This is a genomic window from Nocardia arseniciresistens (assembly GCF_046764875.1).
Classification (GTDB): Bacteria; Actinomycetota; Actinomycetes; order Mycobacteriales; family Mycobacteriaceae; genus Nocardia; species Nocardia arseniciresistens.
In genome coordinates, this window is record NZ_JBKORD010000005.1 from 185,496 (window position 1) to 204,516 (window position 19,021).

The following is a 19,021-nucleotide window of genomic DNA, read 5'->3' on the forward strand; positions in this document are numbered from 1 at the left end:
ACCCGCCCACGTGGCTGTGGCGGCGAACCACCGAGGACGGCGCGTCGGAGCTACGAGGGGATGCCCGCGAGGTAGCCGTCCTGGTAATCCCACAGCAATGCCAGAGCAAGCGGGTCGCTCATCAGGCGTACCTTCGCCTTCGCTGCGGCCCGCGCGGTCTCGGGACGGACTTCGTCTTCAGGGGTTGGGTTCGAGTGGGCGGCGCCAGGTTTGGCCTATGAGGTCGTGGCCGAAGCTGTGGTGGGGCTTGGATTCCACCAGTTCGAAACCGGCGCGTTGGTAGATGTGCCTGGCGGAGGTGAGGACGTCGTTGGTCCACAGCACCATCTCGCGGTAGCCGACTTCGGTTGCGAAACGTAGGCATTCCTCGACGAGGGCGGAGCCGACGCCGAGGCCGCGGGCGGTGGGTTCGACCAGCAGTAGTCGGAGGCGGGCGGTGGTGTCGTTTTCCGCGACGCAGAATATCGAGCCGACCGGCTCACCGTTGTGCTCTGCGATCCAGGCGCGCTCCCGCTGTTCGTCGTGTTTGTCCAGGTAGTCGGCGGTGATCCTGGTGATGAGCGTCTCGTAGCTCGTGTCCCAACCGTATTCGGCCGCGTAGAGCGCGGCGTGGCGCTGAATCACCCAGCCGTAGTCGCCAGGTCTCGGTGCTCTGATAGCGACCGGGGGTGCGGCGCTCGGCTCGGTGGGGTGATCGAGGATGTGCTGGATGGTCCGCATCGCTTCGACCAGGTGGGCGCGGTCGGTGGGCGGATGCGGGGCAAGCAACTCGCCTATCTCGCGGCTGGAGCGCTCGTTCAATGTGGCGAAGGTGGCCCGGCCGTGCTCGGTGAGACGCACCTCCTGGCGTCGACCGTCGGTGCTGGAACGGCTGGTCTCGATCAGGCCGCGGCTCTTGAACCGCGCCAGAATGCGGCTCAGATAGCCCGGATCGAGATCGAGGTCGCGCCGCAACCGAACGACCTCGGTGGATCCGGAAGTGGCCAGCTCGAAGATGATTCGGGCCTCGGTCAGCGAATACTCGGTGTCCAGCAGTCCGCCTCGCAGCACGCCGATCACTCGGGTGTAGCGACGGTTGAACTCTCGAACAGCGGCGATCTCCTTCGCGGCGGTCGCGATCACGGCAACTCCATTCGTTGACTCAGTCAAAGAATACCTGGAACGGAACCTACGCGCTTGTGAATGGAGGGAAATCGTGCCTGCCCAGCTCGAGTGGTAACTTGAACACCGTTCAATCCAGCTCCGGGGAGGCCGGGGCGGCGCACGACCGCGAGGATTCCTGTGGCAATGACCCCCGACGAGATCGCCGCCATCGACGCGAAACATGTCTGGCATCCCTACGGCGGGTTCCCGGCGACGACCGAACTGCTTGTGGTGGCGGGCGCGTCCGGGACCAGGCTGACCCTGTCCGACGGGCGTGAACTGATCGACGGCATGAGTTCCTGGTGGGCCGCGATCCACGGTTACCGGCATCCGGTGCTGGACGCGGCGCTCGTCGCCCAGTCGCAGCGGATGAGTCACGTGATGTTCGGCGGGCTGACCCACGAGCCCGCGGCCCGGCTGTCCGAACTGCTCGTCGAGCACACTCCGGCCGGCCTGGACAAGGTGTTCCTGTGCGACTCGGGATCAGTGTCGATCGAGGTCGCGGTGAAGATGTGCCTACAGTATTGGCGCGCGCTCGGGCTACCGGGTAAGCGGCGGCTGCTCACCTGGCGCGGCGGCTATCACGGTGACACGTTCACACCGATGGGCGTCTGTGATCCGGACGGCGGTATGCACTCGCTGTGGACCGATGTGCTTGTCGAGCACGTCTTCGTGCCCGCGCCCCCGCGTGACTACGAACCCGGCTATGTCGCCGAACTCGACCGCGCACTTGCCGCGCACGCCGACGAACTCGCGGCCGTCATCGTCGAGCCCGTCGTCCAGGGTGCGGGCGGCATGCGCTGGCACGATCCGCGCTACCTCGCCGACCTGCGCCGCCTGTGCGACGAACACGGCGTGCTGCTGATCTTCGATGAGATCGCCACCGGATTCGGCCGCACCGGAGAACTTTTCGCCGCCGACCACGTGGGGGTGAGCCCCGATGTCCTGTGCGTCGGCAAGGCGCTCACCGGCGGCTACCTCAGCTTGGCCGCGGCACTGTGCACCGCACAGATCGCGGAAACGATCAGTGCCGCACACGGCGGTCTGATGCACGGGCCGACGTTCATGGGTAACCCGCTGGCCTGCGCGGTCGCCGTCGCGTCGATCGAGCTGCTGCTCGAACGAGACTGGCGCGGCGAGGTGGTCCGCATCGAATCGGAGCTGAACGCTGGTCTCGCACCGCTGCGCGAGTTGCCGGGTGTCAGCGAGGTTCGAGTGCTCGGTGCGATCGGCGTAATCGAGCTCGACCATCCCGTGGACATGCGCACCGCCACCGACGCCGCAGTGTCCGCCGGCGTCTGGTTGCGCCCGTTCCGCAACCTCATCTACACCATGCCGCCGTTCATCAGCTCCGCTGAGGACGTCGCCGCGATCACCGCGGGCATGCGGGGTGCGGTCGAGGCACAGGCACGCTGAGGCGGGTTGCGGTCGAGGCGAAAGCGAGCAACGCCGTGCTGTGTCGGTGCCGCTGGGGTGCGGTTCGCGGCCGTGCGGGTCGGTGCGCCGGGGTGACGAAACCCGGGCAGCCCGCGTGCGCGGATGGGTGGGCGTGATGGACGACCTGAACGGTGTTCAAGTATGCTCCGTAGCTGTGACTATCGATCCATTGAGCTGGCTGGATGAGCGCGCGGCAGAGCGGGTGGCCGCTGGGTTGCGGCGCGAGCTGCGGGCACGGGCGCCGCAGTCGCCGTCGATCGATCTCGCCTCCAATGACTACCTCGGTCTGGTTCGGCATCCCGCCGTGGTCGAGGGCGCGATCGACGCCGTGCGGCAATGGGGGACCGGTTCGACCGGTTCCCGGCTTGTCACCGGTACGACGGTCGCGCATGAACAGCTCGAAGCCGAGCTCGCCGAATTCGTCGGTGCCGAAGCCGGTTTGGTGTTCGCGTCCGGCTATGCCGCCAATCTCGGTGTGGTGACCGCGCTGGCCGGACACGGTGCGCTGATCGTTTCCGACGCGGGCAGTCACGCTTCACTGGTCGACGCGTGCAGATTGTCGCGGGCGCGAGTGCGGATCTCCGCACATCGCGATGTCGCCGCCGTCGATCGTCTGCTCGCCACGCGCACCGAAGAACGCGCGCTGGTACTCACCGATTCGGTGTTCAGCGCGGACGGCGATCTGGCCCCTTTGGCCCAACTGCATCGAGTGACCCGGGCCAACGGCGCCGTGCTGATCGTGGACGAGGCGCACGGGCTCGGCGTGCGCGGCGCAGGGGGGCGTGGCCTCGTGCACGAGGTCGGGCTGGCGGGTGAACCGGACCTGATCATCACCGCGACCCTCTCGAAAGCCCTTGCCGCCCAAGGTGGTGTCGTCCTGGCCGACACCCGAATCCGCGCACACCTGATCGATGCCGCGCGCACCTTCATCTTCGACACCGGCCTGGCCCCTGCCGCCGTCGGCGCGGCGCGCGCGGCACTGCGTCTACTGCGCGGCGAACCCGAAATGGCCGTCCGAGTGCTCGAGCGGGCTGCCGATATCGCCCGCATCGCCGGTGTGGCGGAACCGCATTCGGCGGTGGTCTCGGTAGTACTCGGCGAAGCGCAGGTCGCTCATGACGCTGCCAGGGCCTGCCGCGCGCGCGGGCTCGAGGTCGGCTGCTTCCGTCCGCCCTCGGTCCCCGAGGGGACCTCCCGCCTTCGTCTCACCGCCCGCGCCGACCTCACTCCCGACGAACTCGACACCATCGCAACGGTTCTCACCGAGGTACTGGCGCAGACCCGCGGGCTGAGCGCGGTGCCCGCATGAGCTCCCGGTTTGCCGCGACAGCTCCCGCCGACAGGAGAATGATGATCGCTGTGGTGCGGCCATGAGTCCGCTCTTGATTACCGGAACCTCAACCGATGTCGGTAAGACCGTGGTCACGGCTGCGATCGCGGCCGCCGCTCGTGCCGCTGGTCGATCGGTAGCGGTGTGTAAACCGGCTCAAAGCGGTGTCGCTCCAGGCGAACCCGGCGATCTCGCCGAAGTCGAACGCCTTTCCGGAGTCACCCGCAGCGTCGAACTCGCCCGCTACCCGGACCCGTTGGCGCCGGACACCGCGGCCCGCAGGTGCGGTCAACCGCTGCTGACCTTGACCGAAACCGCCGCCGCCATAGACAGCCTCGCCGATGCCGATCTCACCCTGGTCGAAGGCGCGGGCGGGCTGCTCGTCCGCCTCGGCGAATTCACACTGCTCGAGCTCGCGCAGAAACTCGGCGCTCCGGTCCTTGTGGTCGCCGCCGCCGGGCTCGGCACCCTCAATCACAGCGAATTGACCACTCGCGCACTGCGATCGGCAGGCGTCCGGTGCGCCGGCTTGGTGATCGGCTCCTGGCCCGCCGAGCCCGATCTCGCCGCCGAATGCAACCGCGCCGATCTACCCGAGGTCACCGGCTCACAGATAGTCGGAACCATCCCCGCGGGTGCGGGCGCATGGGACCGCACCCGATTCACCGCCGCGGCCCCCGGTTGGTTCACCCGGACTTGGTGATTCGCCGAGCGATGATGGCGATCAGCGACCGGGTGCTCGGTGGCCGCGCCGCTGCGGATCCGGTGTGGACGGTGCCGCGGTCAGCGTCGTGGCCGCAGCGCCGAGCTGGTCAGATGGCCGGGTGCGGCCGAGGTAGGCCAGGAGCCGGTCGCTCGGACCGGTGGTCGGTGCGTGGACCGGTGGCCCGAAGAGGGGGGATCGGCCGGTGATCGGGACGAGCTGGGGGGCGACCGCGAGTAGATCGTCCGCGAGTTCGCCGGGGATCTGGACCGATGGCGTATGAACCGCCGCAATATCCCAGGCGTGCACGGTCAATTCCAGAGCACCGACCATGACGAGAGTTGCTGCGGGTAAAGGGGTTTCGGAAACCAGCACGGGATCGTGCGAATAGTCGGTCAGGTCGCCGAGCAGGCCGGTCGCGGCGGTTTGGACATGTGTGACGGCAGTGCCCGAATGGCGGATGGCAGAAGTCGTGCAAATCCGGCCGCCTCCAACGCCTTCACGCAGGGCGGCGATCGATTCGTCGACATGTGCGAGCAGCATGCGCAAGTCCCAGCCGTGGCATGGAGTCGGCAGGTTGAGGTCGGCGCCGACACCTTGTAGAGCGCACAGGAGATAGAGCACCGATCGGTCGAACAAGTCACACCTCATGGCAGTGACTTCGGCAGATCGAAGGATTCGAACAGCGCGCTGTCGTTGTAGGAGACGATGCGCTCGATCCCCGCCCGCGTCGCGGTGAGCACGTGGATCGAATAGGCCTCGCCGCGCAAGTAGAAGCCGAAGGCGGGCTGGCCGTTCGCGGCGGTGGGCACCATCCGAACATCGCCGGGGCGGGCCGGGCATCGCGTGGTGATCAGTCGCACGATATCGACGTTGCCGTGGAACCATTCGCGCAGCGGCGGCATCTCGATGATCGCATCGGTTTTCAACAGCGCGGTGAGCGCCGTCATATCGGATGTCTCGAACGCGGCCGCATATTGATCGAGCAGCGCACGCACGGCCGGATCGTCCGGTTCGGTGATATCGGTCGACTCCGCGGGGGCTTGCCGTAGGGTTGCGTGCGCGCGCTGCAACGCACTGTTCACCGCGGCCACGCTCACGCCGAGCAATTCGGCGACCTCGGAGGCCTTCCAGCGCAGCACATCTCGCAGGATGAGCACCGCACGTTGGCGGGGCGGCAAATACTGCCATGCGGCGATCAACGCCAGCCTCATCCCTTCGCGTGCGGCGACGATCATGGCCGGATCCGACGACTGGGGCGCGATGCGAGCATCCGGCATCGGCTGTAGCCAGGGGATCTCGTTGGACAGGAACGTAGCGCGCTCTGGGTCGTCGGATGGCCCTGCCAGTCCTGTGGGCAGCACGCGTCTGCTGCTGTGCTGTAGCGCGTTGAGACAGGCGTTGGTCGCTATCCGATACAGCCACGTCCGCATCGACGCCCGCCCCTCGAATTCGCCGTAGGAGCGCCAGGCCCGCAGCAACGTTTCCTGCACCAGATCCTCGGCATCGTCTACCGAGCCGAGCATGCGGTAGCAGTGCGCCAGCAGTTCCCGCCGGTACTGCGCCGTCTGTGCGGCGAATTCGTCGACGTCGTCCATCGGTGCTCCTTCGTGTCGGACTCCTTCGTGTCGGACCGCGGTCGCGGCGTAGAAGCCCTCGGACATGCAGACCGCCCGCGCACCCGGAACTCATCGGTGCCCGAAAGCCTCGGCGCCCGACCGATGAGTTCTGCCGTCGCGCCGGTCGGTATCTGTGCAGACCTGCTGCACAGGAAGGAGCATTGTGAGTACACCAACCGTTTCGGTCGTGACTCAGCGCTGGGTGCTCGCGCTCGGCGCGATCGCCTCGCTGATGGCGGCATTGGACACGCTGGTCGTCGCGACGGCGCTCAGTACTATCCGCCGCGATCTCGAGGCATCGGTCGAAACGCTCGAGTGGACGGTCAACGGCTATAACCTGAGTTTCGCCGTGCTGCTGATGACCGCCGCGGTTGTCGGCGATCGATTCGGTCGTCGGCGGATGTTCGCTGTCGGGCTGGCGATCTTCGTCACGGCTTCGGCGGCGTGTGCGCTGTCGACCTCGGTCGCCGCGCTGATCGCGGCTCGTGTGGTGCAGGGAGTCGGCGCGGCCTTGATCATGACACTGGCGCTGGCTTTGGCCAGTGCGGCGTTTCCGCCGCAGCGGCGCGGGGTTGCGATGGGAGTTTTGCAGGGGATTACCGGATTGGCGGTCGCGTGCGGTCCGCTGGTCGGTGGCGCCGTCGCGGAGGGATTGTCCTGGCAGTGGATCTTCTGGCTCAACGTGCCGATCGGGCTCATCGCGATTCCGTTGGTGCTGAACCGGATTCCGGAAACCTTCGGTCCCGACACCAAGGTGGATACCGGGGGCTTGGCCTTGCTGACCTGCGGTGCGTTCGGTGTGGTGTGGGGATTGGTACGCGGTAACACCGCAGGATGGGCCAGCGCGGAAATAGTCGTCGCGCTGGCCGGTGGTGTCGCGGTGATCATCGCCTTCGCTGTCTGGGAGGCGGGCAGACCGGAGCCGATGATCCCGATGCGGCTGTTCGCGTCGCGCGGGTTCACAGCCGGTAACACCGCGATCTTCCTGCTGTTCGCCGGGCTGTTCGGTTCGGTGTTCTTCTACGCCCAGTTCCTGCAGATCGTGTTCGGGTATGGGCCTCTCGGTGCGGGGCTGCGGCTGCTGCCGTGGACGCTCACGTTGTTCTTCTGCGCGCCGATCGCAGGTTTGCTGGCCGACCGTATCGGCGAACGACCGCTGATGGCGGGCGGATTGGCCATGCAGGCGGGCGGCATGTTCTGGATCGCGCGCATCGCGGAGCCGGGAATGGTCTACGCCGCCTTGGTGATTCCGCTCGTCGTTTCGGGAATCGGCGTGTCGATGGCGCTGCCGTCCACGCAAACCGCGGTGGTCGGCGCGGTCGAGCATGCGGCGCTCGGCAAGGCTGCGGGCGCGAACAGCATGATGCGTGAGCTAGGTGGGGTATTCGGAATCGCCGTCGCGGTTGCGGTGTTCACCGGCGCGGGCGGTTACGGTTCGGCGGCGCAGTTCGTGGACGGATTCGGCCCCGCGATAGCGGTCGGTGCGGGATTGTCGCTTCTCGGCGCGGCCGTCGCGCTCGCGCTGCCCGGTCGCCGTGCGGCCGTTGCCGTCACCGACGCTCCCGAAATGATGGCTGCTGATCACGCGGTCACCTCGGAGGTGGCGACGATCGAGGGGTAATCGGTCCTACCGTGCTCGGCGCACGCGCGACATCGGCAGGCCGGGCGATCGCGCCACCGCGCCTGGGATGACGGCCCGAACTTTACCGTTCGGTCGGATTCCCGGCGGTGGCGGGTGACGCGCGTCTGCCTGGCATGTGCCGGGCAATCGTGCATACAGTGAAGAGATGTCGCCGTTGGAGGAACGGCACCCGTCCACCGTCACGGACTGGGACGACCAGCGACGCAAAGCCAGCCTGCGGGTGACCGGCCTCGGGTATGAGTGGAAGTCGTTGCGCCGCACCCGGCTGGCGCTGGTGCGGGTCGCCGCATTGCTGCTCGTGGGACTCGTGCTGTTCGCCCAGTACTGGGTGCACGATGTCGCGCCGGAGCAGGCCAGGCTGGCTCGCACCGAACCGGCCATCCTGCCCGTCGCGCCGCCCGCCGATGCCGAGAACTGGGACACCGTGGTCGTCGACATGGTCGGTCTGGGTGGCCTCAATGCCAGCAATACCGCGGCAGCGTTGCCCTCGCTCAGCCACCTGGGTGTGGTGTGGGCCATCAAATACGACAATCGCGGTATCGACACCAGAGTGATCGCCGAGCTGATCATCCGCGCCGCGCAAATGTCCGGCCTGAAGAACATCGTGCTGGTCGGGCACAGCATGGGCGGGGTGATCGCGCTGGAGGTAGCCAAGCACATCCACACCGACAGCGATCGGCGGCTGGTATCGGTGATCCTCGATTGCACGCCGATGGACCTGAACGCGGTGCGTCCCGAAAGCCGGGGCCGCGGCGAGGACATGCTGCGCTGGATGGGCTGGCTGCCAGGTGCGCGGGAGAGCCGCGGGCTGCGGTTGACCGTGGAAACCTATGCACGCCGCGACCGATTCCTCGACCGGGGCGGCGCGGGGATGCCCGGCATCAGAGTCGCCAAACTGGGGGCGGTGGTGTCGGATGTGTTGCGCGAAAAGATCTTTTCCCGCGACGCGGCGAGCAATGGGCTCATCGAGTCGCAATTCCTGGCGATCGTGGCGGGGGGTGCGATCGACGATCTGCGCGCCCTGTCTCGCCCCTCGGGCGGCAAACCGCGCCCGTCCATCGTTTTCATCCGCCCGCGCAATCCCGGCAACGACCCGGTGGTCGACGTCGAATACTCCCACCAGGTGCTGATCGAGCGCTCCGGCGGCGTCGACGGCACCCTGCTTGTCGTCATGCCGCGAAATATCGGTCACGCCAACCCGATGCAGCGCCCCCGCGAGTACAACGCGGTGATCGACCAGCAGATCCTGCCGTTCGTGCAGCGCTTCCAGCGGGAGATTCGTGCGGACGCCAGTGCGGCGGCACCACGGTGAAAGTATCGGGATAGGGCTCGAATCAGCCTGAAAGTAACCGTATCCACGCCCAATTTGTCTTGCTTCAATGCTGGGATGCACCAACCACGCACGTTCTTCACCGGCCTCCGTGGCCGCACTGTCGCCGCAGCGCTCGTCGCGGCGACCGCTGCGACGATCGGTCTGGCCGGGTGTGCGAACAATGACAAAACGCCGGGCACCACCGTCGCCGACGGTCCGCTGCCGACCGAGATTCCGGCGGGCACCACATTGGTTGTCGCCGACCAGCAGGAGCGCCTCCAGTCGGTGCTGCGGTTCTCCGGCGAGCTGGACAAGCTGCCTTTCAAGGTCGAATTCGCCAACTTCATCGGCGGGCCCGCGATTCTCGAGGCCTTCCGCGGTGGCGCAGCGGATGTCGCGCAGGTGGGCGATGTGCCGCCGATTCACGCACTGATCGCCAAGCAGGATGTGCCGATCGTCGCGTCGTACCAGACCAGCCCCAGCGCATTGAAACTCGCGGTCGCACCAGGTAAATCGGTCACCAAGCTTGCCGATCTGAAGGGCAAGAAGATCGCCTATGCCGAAGGCACCGCACAGCAGGCCGCGGTATTGCGCGCGCTGGCCAAGGCCGGACTGAAAACCGGTGATGTACAGCTGGTCCGGCTACAACTGGCGGAGTTCCTCGATGCGGTGCGGACCGGGCAGGTCGACATCGCGCCGCTGATCGAGCCGAATGTCACCCGGCTGTTGCGCACACCGGGCGCGTCCCTGATCCCGGACTCCGAGACCGCCGGTATCTATGGCGGACTCGGCTACCTGTACGGGCGTCGCGCTGTCGTGCAGGACCCCGCCAAGGCGGCCGCTACCCGCGCACTTGTCGGCGCTTTTGTGCGGGCGCACCAATGGATCAATACCCACCAGGACGAGTGGGCCCGTCGGTACTACGTCGAAAATCAGAAGGTCAGCGCCGAGGACGGCAAACGCATCGTCGAATCGCTCGGCACCTACACCTTCCCGCACCTGGATCAAGCGCTCATCGACCGCCAGCAGGCCACCATCGATGCCATCGACGGTGCTGGTGAGCTGCCGAAGAAGGTGAGCGCCGCAGGCGGTTTCGACCTGCGCTTCGACGCACCCGTCACCCAGGCCGTCACCGAGAGTGGCGCAGCGTTCGAACCGAAGGAACGTTGATGGCCACCTTGGATGCCGGTGTGCTCGGCCGATTCGGCCGCACTCGCACCGCACCGGCCCCGGTGTTGGCTCGGCGCAAGCCGACTCGGCGGCGGCTCGGTCCCGGCCGTCCGATCCCATTCGGCATCGCCGTCGGGCCGGTGTTGCTCATCGCCGCCTGGGTGATCGGATCCGCCTCCGGCGCACTGGATCCCGAGACACTGCCCGCGCCGTGGACTGTCGCCGAGACCGCCGGTGACATGATCTCCGACGGCAGGCTGCAATCGAACCTGCTCACTTCCGTCAAGCGCGCCGGTGTCGGGCTCGGCCTCGGCGTCGTGATCGGTGTAGTGCTCGCGTTGGTCGCCGGCCTGAGCCGGATCGGTGAAGCCCTGGTGGACGGGCCGATTCAAATCAAGCGGGCCATCCCGACGCTGGCTCTGATTCCATTGTTCATTGTCTGGTTCGGTATCGGCGAAGAGATGAAACTGCTGGTCATCACCACCAGCGTGGCAATTCCGATCTATCTCAACACCCATGCGCAGCTGCGCAGCGTCGACTCCAGGTATGTGGAGCTCGCGGCCACGGTCGGCCTTTCACGCTGGGGGTTCGTCCGGCGCATCGCGCTGCCGGGATCGCTGCCCGGTTTCTTCACCGGCCTGCGGCTTGCGGTGACCATCGCGTGGCTCGCGCTCGTCGTGGTGGAGCAGGTCAATGCCACCAGTGGCATCGGCTACCTGATGACGCAGGCCCGCACTTACGGCCAGATCGATGTCATCGTCGTCGGACTGGTGATTTACGGACTACTCGGCCTGTTCGGCGACGTCGCCGTGCGCGCGGTGGAACGGAGGGCGCTGTCATGGCGACAGACACTGGGCGACTGAGCGCGGGGCCGAACGTGGTTCGCACCCGAAACCTCTACCGCGGCTTCGGCGACCGTGCCGTGCTGCGCGGCATCGACCTCGATATCGCGCGCGGCGAATTCGTCGCCCTGCTCGGGCGCAGCGGCTCCGGTAAGAGCACCCTGCTGCGGGCGCTCGCCGAACTCGATTACGACGTGCCCGGCTCCGGCGAGCTGACCGTACCCACCGAACGCGCCGTGGTCTTCCAGGATTCGCGGCTGCTGCCATGGATCCGACTGCTGGACAATGTGACTCTGGGACTCTCTGGCTCCGGCGCCGCCGATCGCGGCCGCACCGCGCTGGCCGAGGTCGGCCTCGCCGGGAGGGAAAAGGCCTGGCCCAAGGAACTTTCCGGTGGCGAACAGCAGCGGGTCGCGCTGGCGCGTTCGCTGGTCAGAGAGCCGCAGCTGCTGCTGGCCGACGAACCCTTCGGTGCGCTCGACGCATTGACCCGAATCAAAATGCATGTGCTGCTCCAGGATCTGTGCGCCGAGCACAAGCCCGCCGTACTACTGGTGACTCACGACGTCGACGAGGCCGTATTGCTCGCCGATCGCGTGCTCGTCCTCGACGACGGCAGGATCGCGCTGGATCAGCGCATCGAGCTGGAACGGCCACGCCGCCACAGCGATCCGGGCTTCACCCGACTCCGGGAGCTGCTGCTCGCCAGCCTCGGCGTCGATATCGCAACCCATCACATCGAGGAAGAGAAGAAAGCTTCATGAGCTCACCGCGCCAACTCAACCTCAACGCGTTCATCTATCCGGGCGGCCACCACGAGGCGGCCTGGCGACACCCCGACAGCCAGCCGGGCCGGATCTACGATGTCGCCTACTACCAGGAGATCGGCAGGACCGCCGAAGCGGCGAAGCTCGACGCGGTGTTCTTCGCCGACGGACCGGCACTGCGTACCAACGTCGAGCACAACGCGGGTTCCGGGCTGGAGCCGATCACGCTGCTTACCGCCATCGCCACGGCGACAACCCATCTCGGCCTGATCGCGACGGCGTCGACCACCTATTACGAGCCCTACAACCTGGCAAGGCTGTTCTCCACGCTCGATCACATTTCCGGTGGCAGGGCCGGATGGAACATCGTCACCACCGGAACCGACCTGGCCGCAGCCAATTTCGGTCTCGCCGAGCACCCCTCGCACGCCGAGCGCTACGCACGGGCACGAGAGTTCGTCGATGCCGTCGTGGCGCTGTGGGACAGCTGGGAAGACGATGCGATCGTGCTGGACCAGGCGGCGGGCATTTACGCCGACCCGGACAAGATCCATCCGATCGACTTCGTCGGCGAATACTTGAAGGTGCGTGGGCCGTTCAACGCGCCGCGGACGCCGCAGGGCTATCCGGTACTGGTGCAGGCGGGCGCCTCCAATGACGGCCGTGCCTTCGCGGGCAAGTACGCCGAGGCGATCTTCACCGCGCATCAACGCCTGGAAGACGCACAGGCGTTCTATTCCGACATCAAGGCGAAGGCCAGGCAGTTCGGTCGCGACGCCGACCACATCAAGATCCTGCCGGGCATCAGTCCCTTCATCGCCGATACCGAGGCGGGCGCGAAGAAGCTGGAGCGGGAGTTCAATGAGCTCACCGTCCCCGAGTACGGCCTGAAGCAGTTGGAGGGCATCGCGGGCAAGAGCCTGCGGCATCTCGCGCTCGACGAGCCGGTACCCGTCGAGTTGTTCAGTGACGCAGGCGATGTCACCGATAACGCGCGCAGCCGCCTACAGGTGGTCGCTGGGATCGTGCAGCGCGAACGCCCGACCGTCCGCGGACTGCTGCACCGCCTGGCGGGCGCCCGCGGACACCGGGTATTCGCAGGCACGCCGGAACAGGTAGCCGACACCATCGAGGAATGGTTCCGCAGCGGCGCCGCCGACGGTTTCAACATCATGCCGCCCTACTACCCCGGCGGTCTGGAGGTCTTCGCGGAAACAGTCGTCCCGATCCTCCAGCAGCGTGGGCTCTTCCGTACCGAGTACACCGGCACCACCCTGCGCGACCATTTCGGCCTACCTCGCCCGGAAAGCCAATTCGCCCGCCGCCCGGCCCTGGCGCAGTGAGCGGCTGCGCAGACGCCCACTGTCCTGAACCAGCTCATGCCGAAAGTGGCCGAGCCAGTGCGGAATCGGATCGAGTCCTACTCGCTGTCGTCAGGATATGCCTCGACGCGGTGAGGTCGGCTGCTCGTGTAGTGGTTGCCGCGTGAGCTCGCGGGGAGCCGGGGCAGATCTTGTCGCGCAGCCGACAGTGCGGTTGCGCACCCTGGTGTGGACGGTATTCGTCCCGATGGTGTTGTACGGCACCGGATCTGGTGCGGCAGCGCCGATGTATGCGTTGCGTGCGCTGGATCTGGGTGCCTCCATCGGTGTCGCCGGTGTGATCGTGGCGTCGAGTGGGCTCGGCATGGTGCTGGCCGACCTGCCCGCCGGACGGATTGTGGCGCGGATAGGGGAGCGTGGGGCGATCGGTCTCGGGTCGGCGCTCGGGGTGGTCGGGGTGTTGTGTGCGATCTGTGCGCCGAATATCGGTGTGCTTGCCGCGGGCATGTTGTTGAACGGGGCCGCGGGTGCGGTGTGGGGGCTGGCTCGGCAGTCCTATGTTGTCGCCGTCGTCGATCCAGCCGATCGCGGGCGGGCACTGTCAACGCTGGCGGGGGCCTCGCGGCTCGGGTTCTTCTGCGGGCCGTTCCTCGGTGCCCTGCTGGTGCATGCGATGGGGCCCAACGGCGCGCTGTGGTTGCAGTTCGCGACGACCATTCTGGCCGGCGCCGCCATGGTCGCCATTGGTTCGATCGACGTCGACACCGCACATCCCGGCGGCCACAGCCTGCGTTCGGTAGTCGTCGAAAACCGCAGAGTGCTCGGCACACTCGGTTCGGCGGCCTTGCTGGTCGGTGCCGCACGTGCGGCCAGGGTGGCACTGCTGCCGCTCTGGGCGGCGCACATCGGCGCGAGTCCGTCGACCGCCAGCCTGGTGTTCGGCGTCGCGGGCGCGATGGACGTGCTCATGTCTTATCCCGCGGGCGTCTGGTTGGACCGTTACGGCCGCCGCGCCACCGGCGTCCCGTCGATGCTGCTGTTCGCGGCCGGATACGCGGCCATTCCTTTTACCTCGTCGGCGCTGGAACTCGCCGGTGTCGCAGTGATACTCGGGCTCGCCAACGGCGTGAGCAACGGCCTCATCATGACTGTCGGCGCGGATATCGCCCCCGCCGGTCAACGCGCCGAATTCCTCGGCGCCTGGCGCCTGACCCACGACTTCGGCTCGTTCGTTGGCCCGATTGCCGTCGGACTGATCAGCGCCGCAACAGTTCTCGGCGCCTCATCAATCGCTCTCGCCGTGGCCGCGGCAGCGGGTGCGGCCGCCACGCACCGCTGGTTCCCCGGCGCTGCTTCAATCGTTCGCCCCCGAAATACGCTTTCGACAACTACCCCGGTCCACCTCATTGCTCCGCCACCCATCGGCGAAGTCTCGTGAGCGGTACACCAGAGCGCTGCTCGTCGCGTGGCACCGCCATCGGCCGCCATCCACGATCGGTGGGCCGGAGCAACGAGGATCGGGCCGCACCCTCGCGCGCATCAAAACCGACAGCCCCGTCCAGCTTCCCGAAGTTCCGCTGGCGGTGCCCACCTGCCGGATCGACCTCGTGAGTGGCACACCCGTAAAGGTGTGTCGCCGCAGCTGTGTTCCGCTCCCGGTCAGCGCGCGCGGGTGCCGAGCAGGTGGCGGACGCCGCCGACGAAAAGCTGTAGACCGAAGTCGAAACGGGCGGTGGCATCGGGGGTTCCGGGATCTTCGTGTAGCGGGGAGGCGTCGTCGGTGAGGGCGCCTACAGAATCCATCTGCATTCTGGACTGTTCGTCGACGGTTTGGCCGAGGACGTAGTACAGCAGGGTGTATGCGGCCAAGTCGGCTTCATGGCGGGGCATACCTGCGCGAATCGCGGCGCTCACCAGTCGTTCTCGGCCTTTGCTGGTGGTGAGGCGGGAGGCGTAGGTGGCTGAGACGAGTTCGGCGCCGTCGCGGTATGCCAGTAGGCAGTCGCGCAGGCGGTGCGCCAATTCGGTGATCTCACCGGACCATTCGGTGGACTCGATCGGCTCGTCCATGGGCGAGAGGATATTGTCGGCGACCGCGCCGAGCAGTGCCTGTTTGTTGGGAAAATGCCAGTACAGGGCACCGGGCTGGACCTGAAGTGAACCGGCGAGCCTGCGCATGGTCAGGTCGGCGAGACCGTATTGGTCGAGAATGGCGACGGCGCCGTCGACTACGTCCGCTCTGTGCAGCTGCACCCGAATTCCTTTCCGGTTGTTTCGAGCGACCTGCGAGCAGTCGCTAGCGGGCCGTTTCGAGCGACCTGCGAGCAGTCGCTAGCGGGCCGTTTCGAGCGACCCGCCAGCAGTCGCCAGCGGCCACCGTGTTTTGACTCACTCTTACCATTACCCTAGCCTGAACGCCGTTCAAGTTGCACGGCGACCTCGGGTAATTAGCTCCAGCGCTGCCGTGCACTGCACCGGACGAAGGGATTCGTGCAGTGACCCAGGCACCCGTTCAGACCGATATCTTGGCCATTGCCCGCGAGCAAGTGCTCGAGCGCGGCGTCGGCCTGACCCAGGAGCAGACCCTCGAGGTGCTGCGGCTCGACGACGACCAGCTCGAAGCGCTACTCGCCCTCGCGCACGAGGTGCGCATGAAGTGGTGCGGACCCGAAGTCGAGGTCGAGGGCATCATCAGCCTCAAGACCGGTGGCTGCCCCGAGGATTGCCACTTCTGCTCGCAGTCGGGCCTCTTCCAGTCGCCGGTGCGCGCTGCCTGGCTCGATATCCCCAGCCTGGTCGAGGCGGCCAAGCAGACCGCCAAGTCCGGCGCCACCGAGTTCTGCATCGTCGCCGCGGTCCGCGGTCCGGACGAGCGGCTGATGGCGCAGGTCGCTGCGGGCGTCGAGGCCATCCGCAACGAGGTCGACATCCAGGTCGCCTGCTCGCTGGGCATGCTCACCCAGCAACAGGTCGATCAGCTGGCCGCGATGGGCGTGCACCGCTACAACCACAACCTGGAAACCTCGCGCTCGCACTTCCCGAACGTGGTTACCACACACAGCTGGGAAGAGCGCTGGGACACTCTGCGGATGGTCCGCGAAGCAGGCATGGAGGTCTGCTGTGGCGGCATCCTCGGCATGGGTGAAAGCCTGGAGCAGCGCGCCGAATTCGCCGCCGATCTCGCGAAGCTCGATCCCGACGAGGTCCCGCTGAACTTCCTCAACCCGCGTCCGGGGACCCCCTTCGGTGAGCTCGAGGTGCTGCCCGCCTCCGACGCGCTGCGCGCCGTCGCCGCGTTCCGGCTCGCGTTGCCCCGCACCATGCTTCGCTTCGCGGGCGGCCGCGAGATAACCCTCGGCGATCTCGGCGCCAAGCAGGGCATCCTCGGCGGCATCAACGCGGTCATCGTCGGCAACTACCTGACCACGCTCGGTCGGCCCGCTGAGGCGGACCTCGATCTGCTCGGCGAATTGAAGATGCCGATCAAGGCACTCAACGAAACGCTCTGACCCGCCCGCGTCGTGAAGAAAGAGGCTGGCGCTTTGAGTAGTGTCATAGGTATGGACGAGCGCTACAACCCGTTCACCGGCAAGCGGATCGTGCCCGGTCTCGATGACCAGGTACCGACCGCTGCCGCGCTGGGACTGGAACCGCCGCGCTTCTGCGAGGAGTGCGGACGCCGGATGGTCGTGCAAGTGAGCCCGGACGGCTGGTGGGCGAAATGTTCACGGCACGGCGTGATCGACGCGGCGAGTCTGGGACTCCGCTAGTGGTGACGGGTGTGGCGGGAATCCGGCGCGAGGTGCGTGCCGCGGTGATCATCGGTGTCGTGGTGTTGTTGCTCAGTGTGCTCGGCGGCCTTGTGTGGGGTTGGCTGGCACCGACCGAGCAGCTGTTGGTGACCGAGCCGGGTCGCGGCTCCGCGCTGACGGGGGAGAGCGTGCATCAGTTCGACGCGCTGGCGATCTTCGTCTGCATCGGCGCGGTGACCGGCGTGGTGTCCGCGGTGGGTGCGTGGCGGTGGCGCGCGGTGCGAGGGCCGATTCCGCAACTCGGGTTGCTGATCGGGTCGCTCGCAGGCGCATTCGCGATGTCCTGGGTTGGTGAGCAGATCACGCAGTGGCAGCATCCGCGTCCGCATGACCCGCACATCGGGCAAATCGTGGTGTTGCCGACTGAGGTTGGCAGCTGGCTCGCGCTGATTGTGCAGCCGCTGCTCGCGTCGCTGGTGGTGTTGTTCGTGGCCGCGCTCTATCCTTCGGACGATCTCGGCACCGAATTCAGCGGCCCGTTCGGAGAGTCGAGGCCGGTCGGCGACCGAACCTTCTCCGAGGCAACGGCTTATCGGCCGTACCCCGCCGAGCATACGGGCAATGGGGCAGTCCAATACGGTGGGCACGAGCCGACCGGAGACGCCGGACCCGGTTCGATACCGCACTCTCGCCCCACATACTGACGCGTTGGCCGAACCGTTGCCTACGTGCCGCCACGGTTGTATCACAGCACTCTAAAATTGTGGGACACGCTGTGCGTTCGGAGAGGAACGGATCGTGGTGTTCGTGGGTAGCGGGCCGGTCGTCGAGGAACTCGACGCGAAATTCTGGCGGGTGGCAGCGCCGCTGATCTATCACGGTGCGGACGAGGAATTCGTTGTCCCCGAAGGGTTCCGGACCGATTTCGCATCGGTGCCGCGGGCGCTGGTGTGGCTGATACCTCGCTATGGCGCTTACACCAGGGCGGCGATTCTGCACGACTATCTGCACAGTTCCGGTGTGGTCGGTCCCGCGGACGCGGACGGCATCTTCCGGCGCGCGTTGCACGAGGCCGGTGTGCCGGTGCCGCGCCGCTGGATGATGTGGGCCGCGGTGCGTCTGGGCAGCCGGCTGCGCGGCGCCACCGCCTCGGACATCGCCCGCTTCGTTCTGGTCGCCGCACTCGCTGTGCCGTTCCTCGCCATTCCCGCGACGGTCGTGCAGATCTTTCTCCTGCTGTTCTGGCTCGTCGAGTTGCTGTTCTGGGGCGTAGCCCACATCGGACGTCGTGCGCCCGCGCCGCCACCCCCGACGCCACAGATAAAGACGGCCTGACCTTCTCCCGGTTCGTCCGATGATTTCGCCGCGACGGCGCTGTCGGTACTGTGTCCGAATGTCCGTGCTGTACTGTGCGTCTGAGCCGACTCGACAGGCGCGTGGTGTGGGCACTCGCGGGCCGGGGGACACCCGATGAGGTTCCGTGCACCGAGCGATCCGGCACTTGCCTTGGTCAAGCAATTGACCAGCGGACTCGCGGTGCCGCAGCCGTGGGATATGACCGCGTTCCTCGCACAGGTCACGACGGTGGTCGGCAAGGACATTCTGCTGATGCCGCTCTCGAGTTCGGCGGCCGCGGGAATGCCGTGCGGGCTGGCGCTCGAGCGGGTCGAGGACATCGTGATCGCCTACGACGCGAACAGTTCGGGATATCACGCCGACCACATCGTCCTGCACGAGATCGGTCACCTGCTGTTGCGCCATGCCGGTGTCGCGCCCGACGCCGAGCAGCGCGCCACCATCGGAATGCTGCTGCCCGGCATCGACCCGGATACCGCGCTACAGGTGCTGCAACGCAGTAATTACGACGACGCGTCGGAACGACAAGCCGAACTGTTCGCCTCACTCGTCATGTCCGCGGCGCGGACGACACCGACCGGTTCGGCGCTGCGCCGGACGCTGTTTCTCGACTGAAGCGCCGGAGG

19 protein-coding genes are annotated in these 19,021 nt (G+C 66.8%); 15 read left to right on the forward strand and 4 right to left on the reverse strand.

Annotation, left to right across the window (positions count from 1 at the left end):
• Positions 1–177: 177 nt before the first annotated feature.
• Positions 178–1,122 carry a bifunctional helix-turn-helix transcriptional regulator/GNAT family N-acetyltransferase gene (locus ACLMAJ_RS10760; protein ID WP_412013438.1) on the reverse strand — a complete coding sequence of 315 codons (945 nt, stop codon included), beginning with the start codon at positions 1,120–1,122 and terminating at the stop codon, positions 178–180.
• Between the two features lie 165 nt (positions 1,123–1,287).
• Between ACLMAJ_RS10760 and ACLMAJ_RS10765 the strand changes: the two genes are divergently transcribed.
• The 3 genes from ACLMAJ_RS10765 (at position 1,288) to bioD (ending at position 4,613) form a co-directional block, all read left to right on the forward strand.
• Positions 1,288–2,559: an adenosylmethionine--8-amino-7-oxononanoate transaminase gene (locus ACLMAJ_RS10765; protein ID WP_412013439.1), complete on the forward strand. Its 1,272-nt coding sequence runs from the start codon at positions 1,288–1,290 to the stop codon at positions 2,557–2,559.
• A gap of 136 nt (positions 2,560–2,695) precedes the next feature.
• Positions 2,696–3,889, forward strand: coding sequence for an 8-amino-7-oxononanoate synthase (locus tag ACLMAJ_RS10770; protein ID WP_412013440.1), 1,194 nt, complete (start codon positions 2,696–2,698; stop codon positions 3,887–3,889).
• Between the two features lie 61 nt (positions 3,890–3,950).
• Positions 3,951–4,613, forward strand: a complete 663-nt coding sequence (bioD, locus tag ACLMAJ_RS10775; protein WP_412013441.1) for a dethiobiotin synthase — start codon at positions 3,951–3,953, stop codon at positions 4,611–4,613.
• Between the two features lie 21 nt (positions 4,614–4,634).
• On the opposite strand, the gene ACLMAJ_RS10780 is transcribed toward bioD, so the two are convergent.
• Positions 4,635–5,252: a DinB family protein gene (locus tag ACLMAJ_RS10780; RefSeq protein WP_412013442.1), complete on the reverse strand. Its 618-nt coding sequence runs from the start codon at positions 5,250–5,252 to the stop codon at positions 4,635–4,637.
• A gap of 8 nt (positions 5,253–5,260) precedes the next feature.
• A complete protein-coding gene (locus ACLMAJ_RS10785; protein ID WP_412013443.1) occupies positions 5,261–6,211 on the reverse strand; it encodes a sigma-70 family RNA polymerase sigma factor in 951 nt (316 codons plus the stop codon).
• Between the two features lie 184 nt (positions 6,212–6,395).
• Here ACLMAJ_RS10785 and ACLMAJ_RS10790 point away from each other — a divergent pair, with 184 nt between their 5' ends.
• The 7 genes from ACLMAJ_RS10790 (at position 6,396) to ACLMAJ_RS10820 (ending at position 14,725) form a co-directional block, all read left to right on the forward strand.
• On the forward strand, positions 6,396–7,853 hold the full coding sequence (locus ACLMAJ_RS10790; RefSeq protein WP_412013444.1) for a DHA2 family efflux MFS transporter permease subunit: 1,458 nt from the start codon (positions 6,396–6,398) through the stop codon (positions 7,851–7,853).
• A 166-nt stretch (positions 7,854–8,019) separates the two neighbouring features.
• Positions 8,020–9,186 carry an alpha/beta fold hydrolase gene (locus tag ACLMAJ_RS10795; protein WP_412013445.1) on the forward strand — a complete coding sequence of 389 codons (1,167 nt, stop codon included), beginning with the start codon at positions 8,020–8,022 and terminating at the stop codon, positions 9,184–9,186.
• A gap of 75 nt (positions 9,187–9,261) precedes the next feature.
• The gene (locus ACLMAJ_RS10800) at positions 9,262–10,356 is read left to right on the forward strand and encodes an ABC transporter substrate-binding protein (protein ID WP_412013446.1); all 1,095 of its coding nucleotides are present in this window, start codon (positions 9,262–9,264) and stop codon (positions 10,354–10,356) included.
• Positions 10,356–11,219: an ABC transporter permease gene (locus ACLMAJ_RS10805; protein WP_412013447.1), complete on the forward strand. Its 864-nt coding sequence runs from the start codon at positions 10,356–10,358 to the stop codon at positions 11,217–11,219. Before ACLMAJ_RS10800 ends, ACLMAJ_RS10805 begins: the two co-directional genes overlap by 1 nt.
• Positions 11,195–11,962 (forward strand): ABC transporter ATP-binding protein, encoded by a 768-nt coding sequence (locus ACLMAJ_RS10810; protein WP_412013448.1) that lies wholly within the window; start codon positions 11,195–11,197, stop codon positions 11,960–11,962. Before ACLMAJ_RS10805 ends, ACLMAJ_RS10810 begins: the two co-directional genes overlap by 25 nt.
• Positions 11,959–13,308 carry an LLM class flavin-dependent oxidoreductase gene (locus tag ACLMAJ_RS10815; protein ID WP_412013449.1) on the forward strand — a complete coding sequence of 450 codons (1,350 nt, stop codon included), beginning with the start codon at positions 11,959–11,961 and terminating at the stop codon, positions 13,306–13,308. The genes ACLMAJ_RS10810 and ACLMAJ_RS10815 overlap by 4 nt, the downstream gene beginning before the upstream one ends.
• A 142-nt stretch (positions 13,309–13,450) precedes the next feature.
• Positions 13,451–14,725: an MFS transporter gene (locus ACLMAJ_RS10820; protein WP_412013450.1), complete on the forward strand. Its 1,275-nt coding sequence runs from the start codon at positions 13,451–13,453 to the stop codon at positions 14,723–14,725.
• A gap of 221 nt (positions 14,726–14,946) precedes the next feature.
• Here ACLMAJ_RS10820 and ACLMAJ_RS10825 read toward each other — a convergent pair whose 3' ends face one another.
• Positions 14,947–15,540, reverse strand: a complete 594-nt coding sequence (locus tag ACLMAJ_RS10825) for a TetR/AcrR family transcriptional regulator C-terminal domain-containing protein (protein WP_412013451.1) — start codon at positions 15,538–15,540, stop codon at positions 14,947–14,949.
• 242 nt (positions 15,541–15,782) lie between these two features.
• Between ACLMAJ_RS10825 and bioB the strand changes: the two genes are divergently transcribed.
• From bioB to ACLMAJ_RS10850, 5 genes are all read left to right on the forward strand, one after another.
• A complete protein-coding gene (gene bioB / locus ACLMAJ_RS10830) occupies positions 15,783–16,796 on the forward strand; it encodes a biotin synthase BioB (RefSeq protein WP_412013452.1) in 1,014 nt (337 codons plus the stop codon).
• A 51-nt stretch (positions 16,797–16,847) separates the two neighbouring features.
• A complete protein-coding gene (gene bsaP, locus ACLMAJ_RS10835; RefSeq protein ID WP_412013676.1) occupies positions 16,848–17,057 on the forward strand; it encodes a biotin synthase auxiliary protein BsaP in 210 nt (69 codons plus the stop codon).
• A gap of 11 nt (positions 17,058–17,068) precedes the next feature.
• On the forward strand, positions 17,069–17,743 hold the full coding sequence (locus ACLMAJ_RS10840) for a DUF2567 domain-containing protein (RefSeq protein WP_412013453.1): 675 nt from the start codon (positions 17,069–17,071) through the stop codon (positions 17,741–17,743).
• 94 nt (positions 17,744–17,837) lie between these two features.
• The gene (locus tag ACLMAJ_RS10845) at positions 17,838–18,374 is read left to right on the forward strand and encodes a DUF1353 domain-containing protein (RefSeq protein ID WP_412013454.1); all 537 of its coding nucleotides are present in this window, start codon (positions 17,838–17,840) and stop codon (positions 18,372–18,374) included.
• A gap of 135 nt (positions 18,375–18,509) precedes the next feature.
• On the forward strand, positions 18,510–19,010 hold the full coding sequence (locus ACLMAJ_RS10850) for a hypothetical protein (protein WP_412013455.1): 501 nt from the start codon (positions 18,510–18,512) through the stop codon (positions 19,008–19,010).
• Positions 19,011–19,021: the final 11 nt, after the last annotated feature.